This is a genomic window from Pseudobacteroides sp., from assembly GCF_036567765.1.
Lineage (GTDB): Bacteria > Bacillota > Clostridia > Acetivibrionales > DSM-2933 > Pseudobacteroides.
The window spans coordinates 24,489-42,855 of record NZ_DATCTU010000086.1 but is presented as its reverse complement, the minus strand read 5'-3'; the positions used below and the strand labels follow the sequence as shown (position 1 = coordinate 42,855).

Here is an 18,367-nt window from a genome sequence, read left to right as displayed (position 1 = left end):
TTTAATTGTTTAAAATTAAATTAATGCTAAATATTTGATTTTAAATATATTTATTAAAAGTGTTAATGCTTTAATAGATTTACCACTTTTATTATGGCAAAACATAGAAATTTAACTAGTGGGTAATAGAACCTATGATTTCCTTGAAATTAGGCAGGTTTAGTGCTAAATTTCTATTGACTTTATTTTGGTAGTTGAGATATAATATAATATGTGCTTCACTTTGTCTTATTCCCATAAATAGACAGAATAGTGATAAGAGCTTATTCTTGGCACAATTGCTACCATCGGAGGGAGGGAAATGCATGTCTGAAGTAAGGGTTAAGGAAAACGAATCCCTAGAAAGTGCTCTTAAGCGTTTTAAAAGACAATGCGCGAAAGCTGGCGTATTATCTGAAATCAGGAAAAGGGAGCATTACGAAAAGCCTAGTGTTAAGAGAAAGAAAAAATCCGAGGCTGCAAGAAAAAGAAAATTTAAATAAGCCATTATAAATAGGAGGCTATCTTATGTCCCTTAAGGAAAAACTGCTTGAAGATATGAAAATCGCCATGAGGGAAAAGGACACTCTTAGGAAAAATGCTATCCAAATGGTGAGATCAGCAATCCTTCAAGTGGAAAAAGACAGCAAAGTAATCCTTGATGATGATAGTATAATTGATGTTATTGGCAAAGAAGTCAAAAAGAGAAGAGATTCGCTTTCTGAATTCGAAAAAAGCGGCAGACAGGATCTTATCGATAATCTTAAAACTGAAATAGATGTTTTGATGCAATATCTACCAGAACAGCTTTCTGAAGAAGAACTTGAGAACATTGTCAAGCAGGCAATCCAAGATACAGGTGCTTCATCAATGAAGGATATTGGCAAGGTAATGCAAGCTGTAATGCCAAATGTTAAGGGTAGAGCTGATGGAAAAATCATAAATCAGATAATAAAAAAGATTCTAGGATAAAGCAAAAGCTCGATTAAAATCGAGCTTTTTATTATGAAAAAATCGCCAGGAGATTTGCAGCTTTGATGTTATCGTGACAAATATTTAACCCCCTTATACAAAACAAATTGTGAAGGGGGTTAAATATTTGTGATATGCCTACACCAATAATTATCTAGACATTAAAAAACTCTCTATACAAAACCTTTATAGCTGTTTCACATTCACTAGACCTGACGCCGAACATCATACTTACCTCGGATGAGCCCTGGTTTATCATTTCCACGTTAACTCCAACTGCAGCCAAAGCGTTTGTTGCTCTTGCCGCCAATCCAACGGTATGTCTCATTCCCTCACCAACAACCATAACCAGTGCCAGGTTAGGTACTATTTCGATATCATCAACAGCCAGCTCATCCTTTATTCTTTTAATAACCAGCTTTTCTTTCTCATCAGTTAACTGCTTTGTCCTTACTACAACTGACATGTTGTCAATTCCCGAAGGAACATGCTCATATGACAAACCTTGCTCTTCAAGTATTTGAAGAACCTTTCGGCCAAATCCCACTTCCCTGTTCATCATATATTTACTGATATATAAGGTGCTAAATCCTACATCTCCTGCTATACCCGCAACAATGTCACCGTTTTGGCTTCTCTCCTTAACTATCATTGTGCCGGGAGCTTCGGGATTATTTGTATTCTTTATACATACAGGAATTCCTTTTCTATAAACCGGCTCAAGGGTTTCTTCATGAAGCACGGAAAATCCTGCATAGGATAATTCCCTCATTTCTCTATAAGTAAACACGCTTATTGCTTTTGCATCAGGTACTATATTGGGATTTGCTGCGAAAACTGAATCAACATCAGTAAAGTTTTCATAAACATCAGCACAAACCGCAGCTGCTAAAATCGATCCCGTTATGTCGGAACCGCCCCTTGGGAAAGTCACCACTTCCCCTGCTTTTGAGTAGCCGAAAAATCCTGGAAAAATTATGATTCCTTTATAATTGTTCAATGCCTTGAGATTATCGAAAGACTCCGGAAGTACCCTGGCATTGCCAAACTCATCGCTTAAGAATAAGCCTGCATCCTTTGGATTTACATATTGTGCTTCATGTCCTTTGCTCTTTAAGTAAGCAGCAACTATTTTTGCAGAATTGTCTTCCCCAGCAGCCTTTAAAAGATCCATAAACATTCCTTCATGAGTTACAGGGCCTGATAAGCGTTTTTTCATATCTTCTGCAATAATATCAGTTATGTTGCTGTCCAGCCCTAAGTCTTTAGCAATATCATCAAACCGCTTAATAACAGCATTCATCTCTTCTACTGCCTCACCAGTCTTAATATATTTATCGGCACAACTGATAAGTAAATCTGTAACCTTTATATCCTCCTTGGTTCTCTTACCTGGTGCAGAAACAACTGCAAGCCTTCTTTCAGGGTCAGATGTTATAATATCGCAAACCTTTATTATCTGTTCAGCTGATGCGAGGGAAGTCCCTCCAAATTTACATACTTTCATTTCTTTTCCTCCTAGTTCCTAATCTTCTAATACCCTTATAATACCTGCAACTTCATTTATGTAAGGGTTGCCTATTAATTCCTTAACTTTTTTCTTTAGCATTCCCTCAGCTTCTTTTTCAGAAATGAAAACAAGCTCTTCTTTTGCTGCCTTTATTTCAGAAGGTATCCACTCAACCGAGCGGAATGTACTTTTAACAAGCTCCTCCGCCCCATCTCTATTATTTACCTTTAGTCTTATATAAAAACGTGTCTCCATTACATCTGGATCCATCATGTTTTCTTCGGTATTTATAGTCCAAACATTTTTGCCGCTGTTTTCGCTGTGTTTCACAACATCAATAACATCTGCGACAACAGCACTAGCGGTAGGCAGCTTTCCTGCCCCCCGGCCATAAAACATTGCATCTCCTATGGCATCTCCCCTTACAACAATTGCATTAAATACATCTTCCACATTTGCAAGAGGGTGACTCTTATTAATGAGTGCAGGACCTACTGATGCATATATTTTCCCGTCTGCCTTAACACTTCTGCCAACCAGCTTGATGACCGATCCGCACATTTCTGCATAGTGCATATCTGCAAGTGTAAGCTTTGTTATTCCTTCTGTTACAATTTTCCTATAATCTACATATTCATTATAAGCAATAGAAGATAATATTGCTATCTTTCTGCATGCATCATGTCCCTCAATATCAGCTGTAGGGTCTGCTTCAGCATACCCATTGGCTTGAGCTTCCTTTAATGCAGAATCAAAATCCTTGCCGTGCCTGTTCATCTGGGTAAGAATATAATTGGTTGTACCGTTTAAAATACCTGTAATTCCGTTTATTTCATTGGCAGCCAGACAATTATTGAGAGGTCTTATAATGGGTATACCACCACCGACGCTAGCCTCAAAATGATAATGTACATTGTTATCGGCAGCCATTTTAAGAAGCTCAGGCCCATGAGTAGCAACCAACTCCTTATTTGAGGTTATTACATGCTTACCCTTGGATAAAGCCATCTTGGTAAATTTATATGCAATACCGACACCGCCAATTGTCTCTACTACAACCTTAATTGAATCGTCATTAAAAACATCATCGGAATTCTTGGTAAGCAGCTCCCTATCGGGGCTATCAGCAAAATCACGTATATCTAAAATCTTTTTTACGCATATTTCTTCACCAGCTCTTTGACTTATACTGAGCCTGTTTTTCTTAATAACTTCCACAACGCCTGATCCAACTACTCCATAGCCTAAAACTGCAACAAAAATCATAATAACCTCCTATTACTCTCTTGCCAGGATTTCCTGACGCCGAACTCCCTCTATTCTTCCAATTTCGTCCATAAGTTCTTTAATATCCTTAACCATACCCGCTGTTTCAATGGATATCGTTACGTCAGCAAGACCATTGATGGGTATGTTTTGATTTATTGTCAATATATTGGCTTTTGCTAATGCTATCTGATTAATTATACCAGATAAGATGCCCGATAAGTCTTCAACTACAAAAAACAAGGTCATAACTTTACCCCTTGAGGTTTCATAGAAAGGAAAAACAAAGTCCTTATACTTATAAAAAGCACTTCTGCTTATTCCAACCTCTTTTACAGCCTCATTAATAGATTTGACCTTTCCCTTACCAAGTATCTGTTTTACCTCAATTACCTTGGAAAAAACCTCTGGAAGCACTGAAGTATCTACCAGTAGATAGGTTGAGTCCTTATTCATACCCTTGTCACCGTCCTCAATAGACGCACATTTGTTTTTCTACCGTGAAATAATAATAGCACATTAATTTGACAAATTCAATAGATAAATTAAAAGTGATTAATCTTTTAAATAAAAAGAGGATGCCTATTTGCAAGGCAGCCTCTTATAGTATCAATCTTTTTACATTTTCTACTATATGTTTGAATTTGATGTTTTGTAATTGGTGTTTTACGTTTTATATCTTAAGTATCCTTTCAACCTCGTTTTTCATATCTTGTTTATCACAAACAGCTTTGTGCTTAATTTCCCTCTTGTCAAGCCCTTTAAGTCCTGCAGGAATAGAAAGATTGCATCTTTCAGCCAAAATTTCTAGAAGATCAAATTCACTCTTCCCAGCTACACTTTCTTCTCCAAAAATGGCCTTAACCACGCTGTCATTGAATTTGAACGGGCTTGCTGTCGAAACTATAACAGTCTTAGTCATGTCTCCGGTAGATATGACATACTTGTCATATACATCAATTCCTACTGCTGTATGGGTATCTACAACATAACCATATTCGTTGTATATACACTCTATTGTCTTTAATGTATCTGCTTCGCTAGAAAATCCACCCCAAAAGTATTTGGAGATTTTCTTTTTAGTTTCTGAGTCAACGGCATATTCCCCTTCTTCTTTGAGGGATTTCATCCACTCATTAACCAGCCACGAGCTGCGTCCGGTAATCTCAAATAACAATCTTTCAAGGTTACTTGATATTAAAATGTCCATGGACGGCGAACTTGTCTTTTTAAATTCTCTCTTCCTGTCATAGACTCCGGTATTTATAAAATCAGTCAGGACATTGTTCTCATTGGATGCACATACGAGTTTATTAATTGGAAGCCCCATCTCCATAGCGTAATATGCAGCCAAAATATTTCCGAAATTTCCGGTTGGCACAACAAAGTTTACTTTTTCCCCTGCTTCAATTTCATTTTTCTTTAAAAGATCCGCATAGCCAGAAAAATAATAAACAATCTGCGGTACAAGCCTTCCCCAGTTTATCGAATTTGCAGAAGAAAATTTGAAGCCGCTTTTATTCATTGTCTCATTCATCTCAGCGTCTGTGAATATGGCTTTGACACCATTTTGTGCATCGTCAAAATTGCCATGAACCCCTATGGAATAAGTGTTATCTCCATCCTGGGTGACCATCTGCATCTTTTGAACATCACTTACTCCATCTTTAGGGAAAAATACTATTACTCTGGTGCCTTTAACATCCTTAAATCCTTCTAATGCTGCTTTACCAGTGTCGCCGGATGTTGCAACAAGAATAACCGTTTCATCTGTTTCACCTGTTTTTTCTACTGCTTTTACCATAAAATGGGGTAAAATCTGTAATGCCATGTCTTTAAACGCACATGTAGGCCCATGCCATAATTCAAGCACATGAACATTGTCATTGAGCTTTACTACAGGTGCTATATCTTCGGTGCCGAATTTTTCTTTTGTGTATGCAGAGTTTACGCATTCAGAAAGCTCATCTATGGAATAATCGTCAAGAAAATGCTTAAGGATAAAAACAGCCCTTTCCTGATAACTCAAATTGACTAAACTGTATATCTCCTCAGGGCTTAACTTAACCGGGGCACTAGGAACAAACAATCCACCATCAGGTGCAATACCCATCTTAATCGCCTCAGCAGACAATTTAGACTTTAGACCCCCTCTTGTACTTTCGTATAACATATTATTCCCCCTAATTTTTCATCATATAAATGCTTATATAATAATCATACTCGTCATAGTTGTATTTTATATTAATTTTTATCAACCCATTAACTAATGCCAACTTATTGAGTTCCCTATTATAATAATACAAAAAACACAAAAAATAAAGAAATTTTTATTCTTATTTTAGTCGTCCCCTGCTTCTACCTAAAGAAAAAAGGGTATCTGCGAAATCTTGCATTCCTTATTCTAGCGGTATATTCGATTTTGTTAATTAGGTCCAATGCCGCGTTTTTTCCTTGAATATATAAATATTCTTTATCCTCTTCTGCCAAGCTAAAATCCAAGCTGGAAACATTTCCCGTGCTAATTTTTGACAGAATCTTGTTTTCATAATTCTTGGTTTTTGGGATACCAATGTCATGAACGGCTGAAATCAAAGATTTTAGTACACTTAAAGGTGTGTCAAGGCTGAAAAATTTCTTTTTATAATCTCCATCCAAGCTAAAACCAATGGTTCGGTACTTATTATCATCACCTATCATCCATATTGGGTAATTGTCAAAGACTCCACCGTCAACTATACTGTATGTTTTCCTCAATTTTCCAGTACCTACATAGATTTCAACGGCTTTAAAGGCAAAGGGAACACTGGCACTCATTCTAACAGCCTTGGCTACCTCCAGTTTATCAGGGTTGATATTGTAAAATTCAATGTCATCGGGTAAAACCAGGGCCTTACGCCTTGTTGCATCAACGGCTAAAAACCTTACCCTATAACCCTTTGGATTGCAGCAGTCAACCTCTCCGCCCCTAAAATCCTCAAAGGTTGTTATTCCCTTCTGTCTAAGATGCTTATAAAGCCACTCTTCCAAATAATCACCGTCAAAAAGACAGCCCTCTTTACTATATAGAGCAACATTCTTTATTATGTCTCCCCTGAAATTAACATCATGGTCTCCATAATCATACTCTGGTATAAACATTCCTCTTGGGTTTTTGGTGCTTAAAAATTCTACTGCCGAATAATTGTCCTTTCTATTGAGGCTCCTCCAAGTTTCGAAGGAGGCTACTGCCGAAACCAGTTTAGGGATATCTTCCATCTTTATTTTTCCAAAATCAAGACTTCCCAATATTTCTCTCAGATCAGCCGCATTATACCCTGCACCTATAAATGAGCCTGCAATTGCACCAGCCGATACGCCGGCAATATTACTAAAGGTATATCCCCTTTTCTCAACAGCTTCACTGACCCCTGAGTAAGCAATACCTTTAACTCCACCGCCGCTTAAAACCAAGTTGTATACCTTATTTATCTTATTCACTTTTTATCAATCCAGAAAATTAGTCCCTTATATATTATATTATTTTGACGAGATAAATGCTTATTTAGGTAGATTTGACATTTCTTTTATTTTTGCCTGAGCATAATAAGCAACCGGGCTTTTAGGGTATGACTTGACTACAGTCTGAAATAATTCTAAAGCTTCCTTGGAGTTATTTATATTTTTATAAGCTACACCCAGCTTATATAGTGCACTATCCATAAAAGGCCACTTATCACCGTATAATCTTACTTTATTGAGTTTCTCAATAGCTTCATTATACTTTTTGCTGTTACAAAGATTATAACCTTGGTTATAGGCAATCTGTGCTGCCTTAGGCACAATATTTTCATAAAGGCTGTCATACCTTTGCTTGTCTGCATTGTTGAATTTTGTATCCTTCATGAGAATCAATATGTCTGCAGCCGATTCATATTTTTGAGATTTTGCCAATTCATCGGCTTCACTGAGCTTCTTAACACTTTTATTATATTCTAGTTCGTTTTCCAGCAGTGCTTTACTGCTTTTAAGGTTGTTATAGTCCTGTTTGAGCTTGTTTAAGCTGCCCTTTAGTTCCGTTATTTGTTTATTTAGTTTGTTGATGGCATCCGTCTCTGCATCAAGCACATCCACAGCTTTAGTATCGGTTTTATTTACATAAAAGGGTATACTGCATAATAACACTGCAATTGCTCCTATCAAGCCGCAACATATGTATTTAATCAGGCTGCTGTTTAAGAAATTTAGCTTTTCAAAAAAGTTACCGTTAAGTCTCTTTTCCTTTACACTTTCCTTTTTAGAAACTGGCTGTCGGTTAAAGGTTTTCAATTCCTTTTTAGGAGCGGATACTTCCCTTTCCTTTATTAATTTGTAAAGTCTGGTTGTGGAGGTGCTCTCTCCTAATATTTCCATGAGCTTTTCAAACACAAACCTTGCGTTTTCGTAATCATTTATGTATAAATAACAAATTCCCAATAGGTTTATCGCTTCATAAAACTGAGGGTTTAGGGATATGGCTTTTTTTAATTCTATTATGGCCATATCCTCACTTTTGGCATTTATGCTGTCTAAAGCTTTATTATAAAGGTTAACGGAACTCCTAATATTATCAGGTACATTCCGGTCTTTAAACCCTAATGATCTAGCATCAATATGAGCATAACTCATAAGCTCCTGCTTCAAATCAATCAATTGATTCCCTCCTAGCTTTCTAAACCTATTGTTCTTATTTTAAGGTATTAAAAAATTTTCTGATCTCCCCAATATAGTATAGGGACCCATAAGCACAAATTATACCTTTTGTGGAAACTTTTTTTATACTGTAAAGGATTGCCTCTTCAATTTTATCACTCACATTAACATCTTTACAATAGCCTCTTAATATTACTGCCAACTCCTGTGCTGTCATTCCCCTTTCGTTTTCCGGCTTCACAGTTACAAACTCTGATGCTATAGGTATTACAGGCTCGATGATGGCTTTGTAGTCCTTGTCCTTTAGAACTCCGATAATAAAAATTATATCCTTTCCGGGGAAATATTTCTTGAGATTGTCAGCAAGCATCAAAGCACCTTCTTTGTTGTGAGCCCCATCAATAATGAACATTGGCTCCTTACAAACAACTTCAAGCCTGCCTGGCCAAACAGCTTTGATCAAACCTGACTCAACATCGGTTTTATTTATTCTGTCATAGCCTTTTTCCCTTACAATTTCAACGGCTTCAAGTGCTGTTACAGCATTGGCAACTTGATGTTCACCCGCAATACTGATTTTAAACTTTCCGTGCCTTTTATGTAAAAAACTGCTGCCCCAAATGCCAGACTCCAAAACTTCCACGTCTGCCAAGGATACTTTGTTAAGCCTGGATTTTTTCTCCTCGCAGACCCTTTCAAATACTTCCAAGGCTTCACCTGCTTGGGGATACAGTACAACATCAGAATTATCCTTTATAATACCCGCCTTTTCAAAGGCTATCTTTTCCAGTGTATCACCTAATATATTCATATGATCATAACTTATTGTTGTAATAACTGCAGCAAGGGGCATGTCTATAACGTTTGTAGAGTCAAATCTGCCTCCAAGCCCTACCTCCAAAACCACTATATCACAACCCGTTTCATAAAAATACTGAAAAGCTATAGCAGTAACTATTTCAAACTCAGTAGGGTGGTTTCCACCGTTTTTAACTAACTCATCAGCCTTTTGTTTAACAAATGCAGTAATTCTCGCAACATCTGCCTCCGCTATTTCCCCTCTATCCACCTTAATTCTTTCAGTAAATCTCTCCAGATATGGAGAGGTAAAAATACCTGTCTTATATCCCGATTCCATTAAAATACTGCTTATAAAAGCTACCGTAGAGCCTTTTCCGTTAGTACCTGCTACATGCACAAACTTCAGGCTCTTGTGGGGATTTCCCATGAGCAAAAGAAGTGCTTTTATGTTTTCAAGGCCTAGCTTTATTCCAAACTTTAAAGTCCCATGAATATATTCCAACGCTTCAGTATAATTCATTGTCTTTCTCCCTAAAAATTAAGTAAAGATGTACTATATGGTTATTTTCTCATATAGTACATCTTTTTTATATACTAATGTTAATTCTAGAAGAATTCATTAAGAATTTTCTCGAATAACTTCCCCTATATGCTTCGCTTTCGTGTTGACTTGACTCGTCAACACACGCTCAGAAGGAGAAGTAATTCTAGAAGAATTCATTAATTGCTGCCACAGCATTTTTTAAACTTCTTACCGCTTCCACATGGACAAGGATCGTTTGCACCAACCTTTGCACCCTTTGAGATGGCCTTTTTAGGCTCATCGCCATGACTTGCAGCTGTGGGCTCTGCCACTCTCTCCCTCTCAACGCTCTGGTCCTTTTCTATATGAGTATTCATTATGAGCCTTAATGCGTCTTCCTGAATATTTTTAATCATCTCTTCGAACATTTCAAAGCCTTCAAACTTATATTCCACAACAGGATCTCTCTGTCCGAATGCACGAAGACCTATTCCGTGCTTTAGCTGCTCCATGGCATCAATATGATCCATCCACTTCTGGTCAACAACCCTTAAAAGTATTACCCTTTCCAATTCACGCAAGAGATCTGTTCCAAGCTCTTGTTCCTTAGCTTCGTACCTTTTTGTCATAAGCTCAAGTATCTTGTCGCTTACATCTTCTTTAACCATTCTTTCCATTTCTTCCTTGGTAGGCTTTATTTCACCTTTAGGAAGAAATCCGCTTGCTAAAAAGCTGTCAATAGCTTCCCAGTCCCACAAATCAGGATGTGGGGTTTCTGTACAATAAAGCTTAACTACGCTTTCTGCCAGGCCTTCAATCATTTTTGTATAATTCTCTTTAAGGCTTTCACCGTTTAATACCTTGCTTCTCTGTCCATATATGACCTCTCTTTGTTTGTTCATAACATCGTCATACTGAAGGACATGCTTTCTTATCTGATAGTTCTTGCCTTCTACCCTCTTCTGTGCATTTTCAATTGCACCCGACAGCATTTTATGCTCAATAGGCTGATCCTCTTCGAGACCTAAAGCATTAACAAGCCCTTTTATTCTATCTGTTCCAAAAAGCCTCATAAGGTCATCTTCCAAAGATATATAAAACCTTGAAGCACCTATATCTCCCTGACGACCTGCACGACCTCTTAACTGGTTGTCAATACGTCTTGACTCATGCCTTTCTGTACCCATTATAAAAAGTCCGCCAGCCTCATAAACCTCTTCTCTTTCCTTTTCTATCTGGCTTTTGAATTTCTCATTCAGTTCGCGGTAGGCCTTTCTGGCATTTAGGATGGTCTCATCCTTGGTCTCGCTAAAGCTTGTTGATTGACTTATAAGCTCTTCATCATAGCCCTGCTTTCTCATTTCCTGCTTTGCCATATATTCGGCATTACCGCCGAGCATTATGTCGGTACCTCTACCTGCCATGTTTGTTGCAATGGTAACAGCACCTTTTCTACCCGCCTGTGCAACAATCTCAGCTTCTCTGTCATGGTGCTTAGCATTCAAAACCTCATGCTTTACACCCCGTCTTCTAAGCATGCTGCTTAAAAACTCGGATCTTTCAATGGAGATTGTACCAATCAATACTGGCTGGCCTTTTTTGTTGCACTCTACAACATCATTTATAACCGCATTGAATTTGCCTATTTCTGTTTTATAAACACTATCGGGATGATCCTTCCTTCTTAATGGCTTATTTGTAGGAATGATTATTACATCAAGCTTGTATATGTCCTGAAACTCCTGCTCTTCTGTCTGAGCGGTACCAGTCATACCTGAAAGCTTTTTGTACATCCTGAAATAATTCTGGAATGTGATGGTGGCAAGGGTTTTACTTTCCCTTTCTACCTTAACGCCTTCCTTAGCTTCAATGGCCTGGTGCAAACCGTCACTGTACCTTCTTCCGTACATAAGACGACCTGTAAATTCATCAACTATAATAATTTCGCCGTCCTTTACCACATAATCCCTGTCAATTTTCATAAGACCATGTGCTTTGATAGCCTGGTTGATGTGGTGAGAAATAGTCAGGTTTTCAGGGTCGGACAGGTTTTCAACCATAAAATACTGCTCTGCCTTCTTTACTCCATTTGCGGTCAGATTGGCAGTATGAGCCTTTTCATCAACAATATAATCCTCTTCAATATCATCATTATGCTGTTTGTCATCGGTTTGAGTAAATACCTTGGCTTTAAGCTTAGCTACAAACGCATTTGCCCTTTTATAAAGGTCAGTTGACTTATCTCCTGCACCTGATATTATAAGAGGTGTTCTGGCTTCGTCAACAAGGATACTGTCAACCTCATCCACTATGGCATAATGAAGATCTCTCTGAACCTTTTCTTCCTTGTAAATTACCATGTTGTCCCTAAGGTAGTCAAACCCGAATTCATTGTTGGTTCCGTAGGTTATATCACAGTTATATGCTTTTCTTCTTTCTTCATTATCCATATCGTGCACTATAAGACCTACTGTGAGTCCTAAAAATCTATAAATCTTACCCATCCACTCACTATCACGTCTTGCCAGGTAATCATTGACCGTTACAACATGAACGCCTTTACCCTCAAGTGCATTTAAATAAACAGGAAGTGTAGCAACAAGAGTCTTACCTTCACCGGTTTTCATTTCTGCTATTCTTCCCTGATGCAAAACAATACCACCTATTAACTGTACATCGAAATGCCTCATTCCAAGAACCCTTATACCTGCTTCTCTGACAACTGCAAAAGCTTCCACCATCAGGTCATCTATCGTTGCTTCACCTTTTGCTATTTTTTCCTTAAACTCAAAGGTCTTAGCCCGCAACTGTTCATCTGTCAGTGCTTTAATCTCAGGCTCAATCTCATTTATTTCATCAACAAACGGCTGAATTCTTTTAAGTTCTCTTTCGCTGTAACTTCCAATAAATTTTTCTATAATATTTTTTATCAACATAAAGATATCATCCTTTCAATTTGAACAAAATCACTTTCGATTTTGCAACCATGGTCGTTGGGTATCCTTGACTGCAAAGAATACCAATAAAAAAATTCCAACTGCAACAACTAAGTCTCCGATACTCACTATTGGCATCAGCCATCCTATAAAGGGCGGCATTTCAATAATATCGGCTAGAAACCTAAGTTTTGTGGTTTCATTAATAAGAATATGCTTTCCATCGGTGCCACTTTTCAAGAGTTCCAGGCTGCTTGACAGTCCCCCTGTGTTTTTTAGCAATTGTGAACTGACAGGCATCATTCCTCCATTTACCATCATGACAAGAATGTTCGCAAGACTGCCGATGCCTATAACAAGTATTCCCAGAAGCTTCCTGTTATACCAAAGCACTATCAGCAGAAGAGCGAATGCTGCCCCATGAACAATGAAACTGTACTTTTGGGCATCAATCAATCCTCTTAAGGCTAAAACCCTTATTGCAGTCTGAATAATGACCACAATCAAGAGAAGCCATAATTTCTCAAATTTAAGATTTATAATGTTGGAGATCCTACCTTTTGCAACTATCCCAAAAGCAGCTCCTAGAATAACAACTACAAGGTATAACATAAAATCACCCCAATGTAGTATGGAATTACATGGTATAATTGAAAGGCGGTGAAGAATCGGTATAATTTAATACAAGATCATTATTTGAATAGTCCCATCTTATATTTATAATATCTGAACAAATAACTTTTTCAGTAAGGTTATCTTTTAAACTATATTTATCAGTCCCAAAAAATAGCTTCTTCTTGAATAAAGGCTCTTTAATATTAAGTCCGGCACTATATTTAATATTAATACCCGAACTAACCCATGAATAGCCTGAAATTTCATATGATTTTATATCGTGTGCATCGCCTGCCGATATAAGCACAGGTCCTTCATCCGGTTCACCCAATATATCGGATTGGCAGTCCGCAAAAATAAGCATGTCATAATAGGCTGCTGGAAAAACTGCAGTCCCATCGGCTGTTAATGCTGATAATATTATAAGGCTTATAAACAGCTTCTTAAACATGTACCAACCCTCAAAATTTCTAACATTTATATTAAGTCATGATGAAAAAATAACTTCCGCTATAATAGCTTTTAATATAGTAATAATACCCGAATAATTGAATTTAATCAAGTAAAAAACGAATATTTATATATATTAAAAGTTTATTTTTGTAGTTTGAAACAAAAAATTTAGACCTATTTTTCAAGTCTTTCAATGACCATTTTGTAACCGTCAGCACCATAGTTCAAGCACCTGTTAACCCTGCTGATTGTAGCTGTGCTTGCCCCGGTCTTTTCAGCAATTTCGGTATATGTTACACCCTTTTTCAGCATTTTGGCTACTTCAAGCCTCTGGGCCAATGCCTTTATCTCCGATACGGTGCATAAATCTTCGAAAAAGCTATAGCACTCATCTATATCATTCAACAATAATATAGCTTCAAAAAGCTTGTCTGTATTTTCATCCCTAATCTTGGAATTCAAATCCATCAACTCCTGTTTCTTTTTAAAACAATATCTCCAAACTCAACACCGAGGCATTTGGCAACTAAAGGACATTTGGCCCTTAGCACAAAAAATGTTTTATCTCCAGCTCTTTTGCTGCCTTCAAGGGACTCAAAATTTGCCTGCCCCTTTGAAATTATTATATCGGCCCTCTTAAATGCCTCGATAAACGCCTGTGAACTTTTCTCAAAAACAACACCAAGAAGGTCATTACCTGTATCCACTACCTCGCATATCGAGGTCAATCCAACCTGTACCGCATCCTCCATGGTAGAGTCATTTAATATGGGGCCTCCTTTAACAGAATATACCACATTTAGTCCAAGCCTCTTAAACTCCTCGACAAGCACCATATCAAATACAATTTCTCCGCTGTTGTCGCCAAGAATCATTACTGTTTTAGCATTTTTAAGCATAGGCTTTAAATCATTATAATCGTCATGATCGAATTCCTTATCCGTGATTTCATTCATAGCCAGATCAACATCAAAATCAGGAGTAATTCCCATATCTATAATATTTCCTGCCACCGCTACTTTAAATGCTTTATGCAGCCTATCATCGGACTTCTCCACCAATCTGGAAAAATCCTTATATTGGTTTAATGCATAATCATTCCATTTTATTTTTGCTTCCTTATATGGATCTATTATACCTATAATGTCATATATTTTTCTCAGCACAACTGTCGAATTATAGCATGGCGTTTCCTCCAAGCTGAGTTGGTTGATAATACCAAGTACACTATTAATTGTACTGCTTATTTCTTTATCATTCATTCCTGCTATCCTCAATGTAGAGATTCCTTGCTTAAGATAACAGGGAATACAATCTGCTTCTACTCTCATTTTAAACTCCTCACTTTTTATAATACAGTTAATCTTTTCAAACAACTATTATTTTAATTTATATACATAATAAAGTCAAAAAAAATACAGTAGCAATATTTATAATTAAATGTTATAATATATCTGTAAATAAAAATCATCATTTGCTTCTTAATGTATTCACTTAATTTATATATAACAATATCATAAATCTTTCCCAAAGACCACTTACATAAGCCTTTTGAATGCGTAATTGGAAAATTAAGTTTACTTGTTTATTTTACATAGAAAAACTCCTTTAATTAGTTCAATTTCTCTTCAAAGTCTATTAACAAATTGTTGCTTTCCCCAAAATTTCCTGCTCACATCAATACAATCTGTTGCACATTAGTGAAATTCTTGTCGTTTTCTGCATTTTTATAAAAAACTATTTATTTTTTATTTGATATGTTATATATTATTCACGAGTAATTATTAACTAGTTACTCCCCTATGTCCCGTTGCATTCTCCCTTCTCAAATAGAATGCACGGGTATTTTTTTATTGTTTTGGGAAATAAATATATTTATAATATTTTTATTGATGAAAGCTCATGTACAATTCCTTGAAAGGTGTGACAATTAGATGGGAAGCGAGATAGAAAGAAAGTTTCTTACCCAAAGTGATGATTACAAAAATATGTCGAAAGGTGTCCCGTACATGCAGGGGTATATCTGCTCAGGGAAGGGAAGGGTTGTCAGGGTAAGGATAGCTGGAGCGAAGGGCTATATTACCATCAAAGGACCTCACGAGGGTATAAAAAGGGCGGAGTATGAATATGAAATACCTGTAGATGATGCACGGGAAATGTTAGAGAATTTATGCACCAAGCCTCTAATAGAGAAACATAGATATAGTGTACCCCATGAAGGATTTATTTGGGAAATAGATGAATTTCACGGTGAAAATGAGGGACTTGTTGTTGCTGAAATAGAGCTTGATAATGAGAATCAAAAGTTCAGCATTCCAAGCTGGATTGGCAAGGAAGTTACAGGTGAGTCAAAGTATTATAATTCAAGCCTGATAAAGAATCCCTATACAAAATGGGATAGCGTAATATAAGTTTACTTTATAATATAAACAAATTTCATTTTATGGTTTTGTCCTTAAAAATTTTGTGATAAAATTAATTTATATTAAAAGCAATTTATATATGTATATCCAAGAAGTAGTTTTTTGTTAATTTATAAATGAGCATTTACTTAAAAAGAATCAAATAAGTTATTCAAGCATTCTTCCTAACTATTTTTGTGCCTCATATTATATTTATCATTTTACACAGTTCCATTTATGAATTTTTTATGATATTATAGCCAATGCAAATTAATTATGCTTTTAATAAATAAGAGCAGGGTTATATGTTAACATACACTCCTTAACATATAAAGTAATAAATAGCTTTGTAACCCCGCTTTTAAGTTAAAATCATAAATTTTTTCAGCTAAATTAATAGCTGCAAAAACTGTATGATTTTAATATATAAACATTAATTTAATTTATTTATTTGGATTAGGAGGTGCAAACAGATTAGAAGATAGCTAACTGTTAAGTTGGTGTTCTTTAAATTTAGGTACGATCAAAAAATAACTTCCGCTATAAAATTTCGCTCATGTGTTAACTTAGCTCGTCAACACCCGCTCAGAAGCGTAAGTAATTTTTTAATCATACCTTAGGTTAAGGTATAAGTTACATATTAATCTTAAGTTTTATTTATTGGAGTGTACTGTAAATTTAAATTGAATTTTGAAAGGGGAAATTAATTAAAATGAAAAAATTAGGTTTGTTATTCTTAATTTGTGCATTATTAGTGTCTTCCATTGCTTCATTTAATGTCAGCTATGCAGCAGATCTGTCATTTCCTTATAACGTCACATATATCGGTGGTTTGAGTTCTCAGGCACCAAATCAGACAGAAGCTAATTCCGCTCTTCTAACTGATTACAACGAATGGAAAGCTGCTCGTGTAACACAAAACGGTGCAGGCGGAAACCTGAGAGTTCAGAGAGGTTCAACCGACGGATATGATACAGTATCAGAAGGTATAGCTTATGGTATGATACTGTCTGCTTACTTTGATGACAAAACAACGTTTGACGGGCTTTGGAGATATGCAAAAGCTCACTTTAATTCTAACGGATTAATGGGCTGGCATGTTGATGCTAATGGCAACTTTGTTGGTACAGGCGGTAGCGGTGCTGCTACTGACGCAGAAGAAGATATGGCAATAGCACTCATATTCGCTTCAAGAAAATGGGGTTCCACTTATGATGCTGATGCTAAAACACTTCTTAGAAACATGATGGCTAAAGAAGTTGAGTCAGGTACATTTGTATTGAAGCCTGGAGATAGCTGGGGCGGTTCAAATGTAACAAACCCTTCATACTTTGCACCAGGCTATTATAGGGTATATGCTGAGTTTACAGGCGATCAGAACTGGCTTAGGGTTGCCGACAAGTGTTACGAAATACTCAACAAATGCCGAAACAGCTCTACAGGATTAGTCCCAGACTGGTGTACCGCACAAGGTACGCAGGCATCCGGTCAAGGATTTGATTTCAAATACGATGCAGTACGTACTCCATGGAGAATAGCAGTAGATTACAGCTGGTATGGAACAGCACAAGCAAAAACTATTTGTGATGCAATGTCCAAATTCTTCAAAGGTCTTGGTTCAAATATATATGATGGATATTCAATAACTGGTACCAAAGTAGGTCAAGCATTAAATTCATCAACTTTTATAGCTTGTATTGCTTCAGGTACCATGACTGGCTTTGATGCTGCTTATGCAAAAGAAATGTACGCAAATTGTTTGAGGAATGAAGATCCTTATTCCGCAGGTTATTCTTACTATGGCAATAGCTTAAGAATGATGGTTTTACTTCATATGACTGGAAACTTCCCAAATCCTTTAAAGTATACTCCTTCATCACCTACACCAACTAATACTCCTACTAGTGTACCATCGAACACTCCAACCCCAACAAAACAATCAAGTAATTTGGTACCTGAAGATGTAAATGGAGACAGGGCTGTAAACATGGCTGACGTAATACAATTGGCTGTATGCTTTAATGCTACACAGGGAACAAACAAGTATAATGCTAATTATGATATTAATAAAGACGGTGCAATCAACATGAGCGATGTTATTATGATTGCAATAAGGTTTAATTATACTTATTAAGTATTAAATTAAACTAATAATCTCACTTAAAGATTACTAAAAGGACATATTCTTGATAGTTTAGGCTTGGGGAATAAGTCCTTTTTTGTGTTTATATCCTCTATG

General features: G+C 36.6%; 16 protein-coding genes. 4 read left to right on the top strand and 12 right to left on the bottom strand.

Annotated features, from left to right (window positions below):
* Positions 1-305: 305 nt before the first annotated feature.
* Both rpsU and VIO64_RS13110 read left to right on the top strand, forming a co-directional pair.
* On the top strand, positions 306-482 hold the full coding sequence (gene rpsU / locus VIO64_RS13115) for a 30S ribosomal protein S21 (RefSeq protein ID WP_036944633.1): 177 nt from the start codon (positions 306-308) through the stop codon (positions 480-482).
* Positions 483-507: 25 nt separating this feature from the next.
* Positions 508-951, top strand: coding sequence for a GatB/YqeY domain-containing protein (locus VIO64_RS13110; RefSeq protein ID WP_331918914.1), 444 nt, complete (start codon positions 508-510; stop codon positions 949-951).
* Positions 952-1,105: 154 nt separating this feature from the next.
* Here the strand turns inward: VIO64_RS13110 and VIO64_RS13105 are convergent, their stop codons facing one another.
* From VIO64_RS13105 to VIO64_RS13050, 12 genes are all read right to left on the bottom strand, one after another.
* A complete protein-coding gene (locus VIO64_RS13105) occupies positions 1,106-2,458 on the bottom strand; it encodes an aspartate kinase (protein WP_331918912.1) in 1,353 nt (450 codons plus the stop codon).
* 18 nt (positions 2,459-2,476) lie between these two features.
* Positions 2,477-3,727 (bottom strand): homoserine dehydrogenase, encoded by a 1,251-nt coding sequence (locus VIO64_RS13100; protein WP_331918910.1) that lies wholly within the window; start codon positions 3,725-3,727, stop codon positions 2,477-2,479.
* 12 nt (positions 3,728-3,739) lie between these two features.
* On the bottom strand, positions 3,740-4,183 hold the full coding sequence (locus VIO64_RS13095) for an ACT domain-containing protein (RefSeq protein ID WP_331918908.1): 444 nt from the start codon (positions 4,181-4,183) through the stop codon (positions 3,740-3,742).
* A gap of 217 nt (positions 4,184-4,400) precedes the next feature.
* Positions 4,401-5,900, bottom strand: coding sequence for a threonine synthase (thrC, locus tag VIO64_RS13090; protein WP_331918906.1), 1,500 nt, complete (start codon positions 5,898-5,900; stop codon positions 4,401-4,403).
* 185 nt (positions 5,901-6,085) lie between these two features.
* Positions 6,086-7,207, bottom strand: coding sequence for a patatin-like phospholipase family protein (locus VIO64_RS13085; RefSeq protein WP_331918904.1), 1,122 nt, complete (start codon positions 7,205-7,207; stop codon positions 6,086-6,088).
* 60 nt (positions 7,208-7,267) lie between these two features.
* On the bottom strand, positions 7,268-8,398 hold the full coding sequence (locus VIO64_RS13080; protein ID WP_331918902.1) for a tetratricopeptide repeat protein: 1,131 nt from the start codon (positions 8,396-8,398) through the stop codon (positions 7,268-7,270).
* A 34-nt stretch (positions 8,399-8,432) separates the two neighbouring features.
* Positions 8,433-9,719, bottom strand: a complete 1,287-nt coding sequence (locus VIO64_RS13075) for a folylpolyglutamate synthase/dihydrofolate synthase family protein (protein WP_331918900.1) — start codon at positions 9,717-9,719, stop codon at positions 8,433-8,435.
* Between the two features lie 200 nt (positions 9,720-9,919).
* Complete coding sequence (secA, locus tag VIO64_RS13070) at positions 9,920-12,658, bottom strand: preprotein translocase subunit SecA (protein ID WP_414705282.1); 2,739 nt, start codon at positions 12,656-12,658, stop codon at positions 9,920-9,922.
* A 30-nt stretch (positions 12,659-12,688) separates the two neighbouring features.
* A complete protein-coding gene (locus tag VIO64_RS13065) occupies positions 12,689-13,270 on the bottom strand; it encodes a DUF5317 domain-containing protein (protein WP_331918898.1) in 582 nt (193 codons plus the stop codon).
* A 25-nt stretch (positions 13,271-13,295) separates the two neighbouring features.
* Positions 13,296-13,724, bottom strand: coding sequence for a hypothetical protein (locus VIO64_RS13060; protein ID WP_331918896.1), 429 nt, complete (start codon positions 13,722-13,724; stop codon positions 13,296-13,298).
* A gap of 176 nt (positions 13,725-13,900) precedes the next feature.
* On the bottom strand, positions 13,901-14,188 hold the full coding sequence (locus VIO64_RS13055) for a YerC/YecD family TrpR-related protein (protein ID WP_331918894.1): 288 nt from the start codon (positions 14,186-14,188) through the stop codon (positions 13,901-13,903).
* 5 nt (positions 14,189-14,193) lie between these two features.
* On the bottom strand, positions 14,194-15,057 hold the full coding sequence (locus VIO64_RS13050) for a damage-control phosphatase ARMT1 family protein (protein WP_331918892.1): 864 nt from the start codon (positions 15,055-15,057) through the stop codon (positions 14,194-14,196).
* 603 nt (positions 15,058-15,660) lie between these two features.
* Between VIO64_RS13050 and VIO64_RS13045 the strand changes: the two genes are divergently transcribed.
* The gene (locus VIO64_RS13045; RefSeq protein WP_331918890.1) at positions 15,661-16,137 is read left to right on the top strand and encodes a CYTH domain-containing protein; all 477 of its coding nucleotides are present in this window, start codon (positions 15,661-15,663) and stop codon (positions 16,135-16,137) included.
* Positions 16,138-16,840: 703 nt separating this feature from the next.
* The gene (locus tag VIO64_RS13040) at positions 16,841-18,262 is read left to right on the top strand and encodes a glycosyl hydrolase family 8 (RefSeq protein WP_331918888.1); all 1,422 of its coding nucleotides are present in this window, start codon (positions 16,841-16,843) and stop codon (positions 18,260-18,262) included.
* Positions 18,263-18,367 lie beyond the last annotated feature (105 nt).

Excerpts from the sequence above, each read along its gene's own strand:
- rpsU (WP_036944633.1), top strand. The coding sequence starts at position 306 with ATGTCTGAAGTAAGGGTTAAGGAAAACGAATCCCTAGAAAGTGCTCTT.
- VIO64_RS13110 (WP_331918914.1), top strand. The coding sequence starts at position 508 with ATGTCCCTTAAGGAAAAACTGCTTGAAGATATGAAAATCGCCATGAGG.
- VIO64_RS13105 (WP_331918912.1), bottom strand. The coding sequence starts at position 2,458 with ATGAAAGTATGTAAATTTGGAGGGACTTCCCTCGCATCAGCTGAACAG.
- VIO64_RS13100 (WP_331918910.1), bottom strand. The coding sequence starts at position 3,727 with ATGATTTTTGTTGCAGTTTTAGGCTATGGAGTAGTTGGATCAGGCGTT.
- VIO64_RS13095 (WP_331918908.1), bottom strand. The coding sequence starts at position 4,183 with ATGAATAAGGACTCAACCTATCTACTGGTAGATACTTCAGTGCTTCCA.
- thrC (WP_331918906.1), bottom strand. The coding sequence starts at position 5,900 with ATGTTATACGAAAGTACAAGAGGGGGTCTAAAGTCTAAATTGTCTGCT.
- VIO64_RS13075 (WP_331918900.1), bottom strand. The coding sequence starts at position 9,719 with ATGAATTATACTGAAGCGTTGGAATATATTCATGGGACTTTAAAGTTT.
- secA (WP_414705282.1), bottom strand. The coding sequence starts at position 12,658 with ATGTTGATAAAAAATATTATAGAAAAATTTATTGGAAGTTACAGCGAA.
- VIO64_RS13065 (WP_331918898.1), bottom strand. The coding sequence starts at position 13,270 with ATGTTATACCTTGTAGTTGTTATTCTAGGAGCTGCTTTTGGGATAGTT.
- VIO64_RS13060 (WP_331918896.1), bottom strand. The coding sequence starts at position 13,724 with ATGTTTAAGAAGCTGTTTATAAGCCTTATAATATTATCAGCATTAACA.
- VIO64_RS13050 (WP_331918892.1), bottom strand. The coding sequence starts at position 15,057 with ATGAGAGTAGAAGCAGATTGTATTCCCTGTTATCTTAAGCAAGGAATC.
- VIO64_RS13045 (WP_331918890.1), top strand. The coding sequence starts at position 15,661 with ATGGGAAGCGAGATAGAAAGAAAGTTTCTTACCCAAAGTGATGATTAC.
- VIO64_RS13040 (WP_331918888.1), top strand. The coding sequence starts at position 16,841 with ATGAAAAAATTAGGTTTGTTATTCTTAATTTGTGCATTATTAGTGTCT.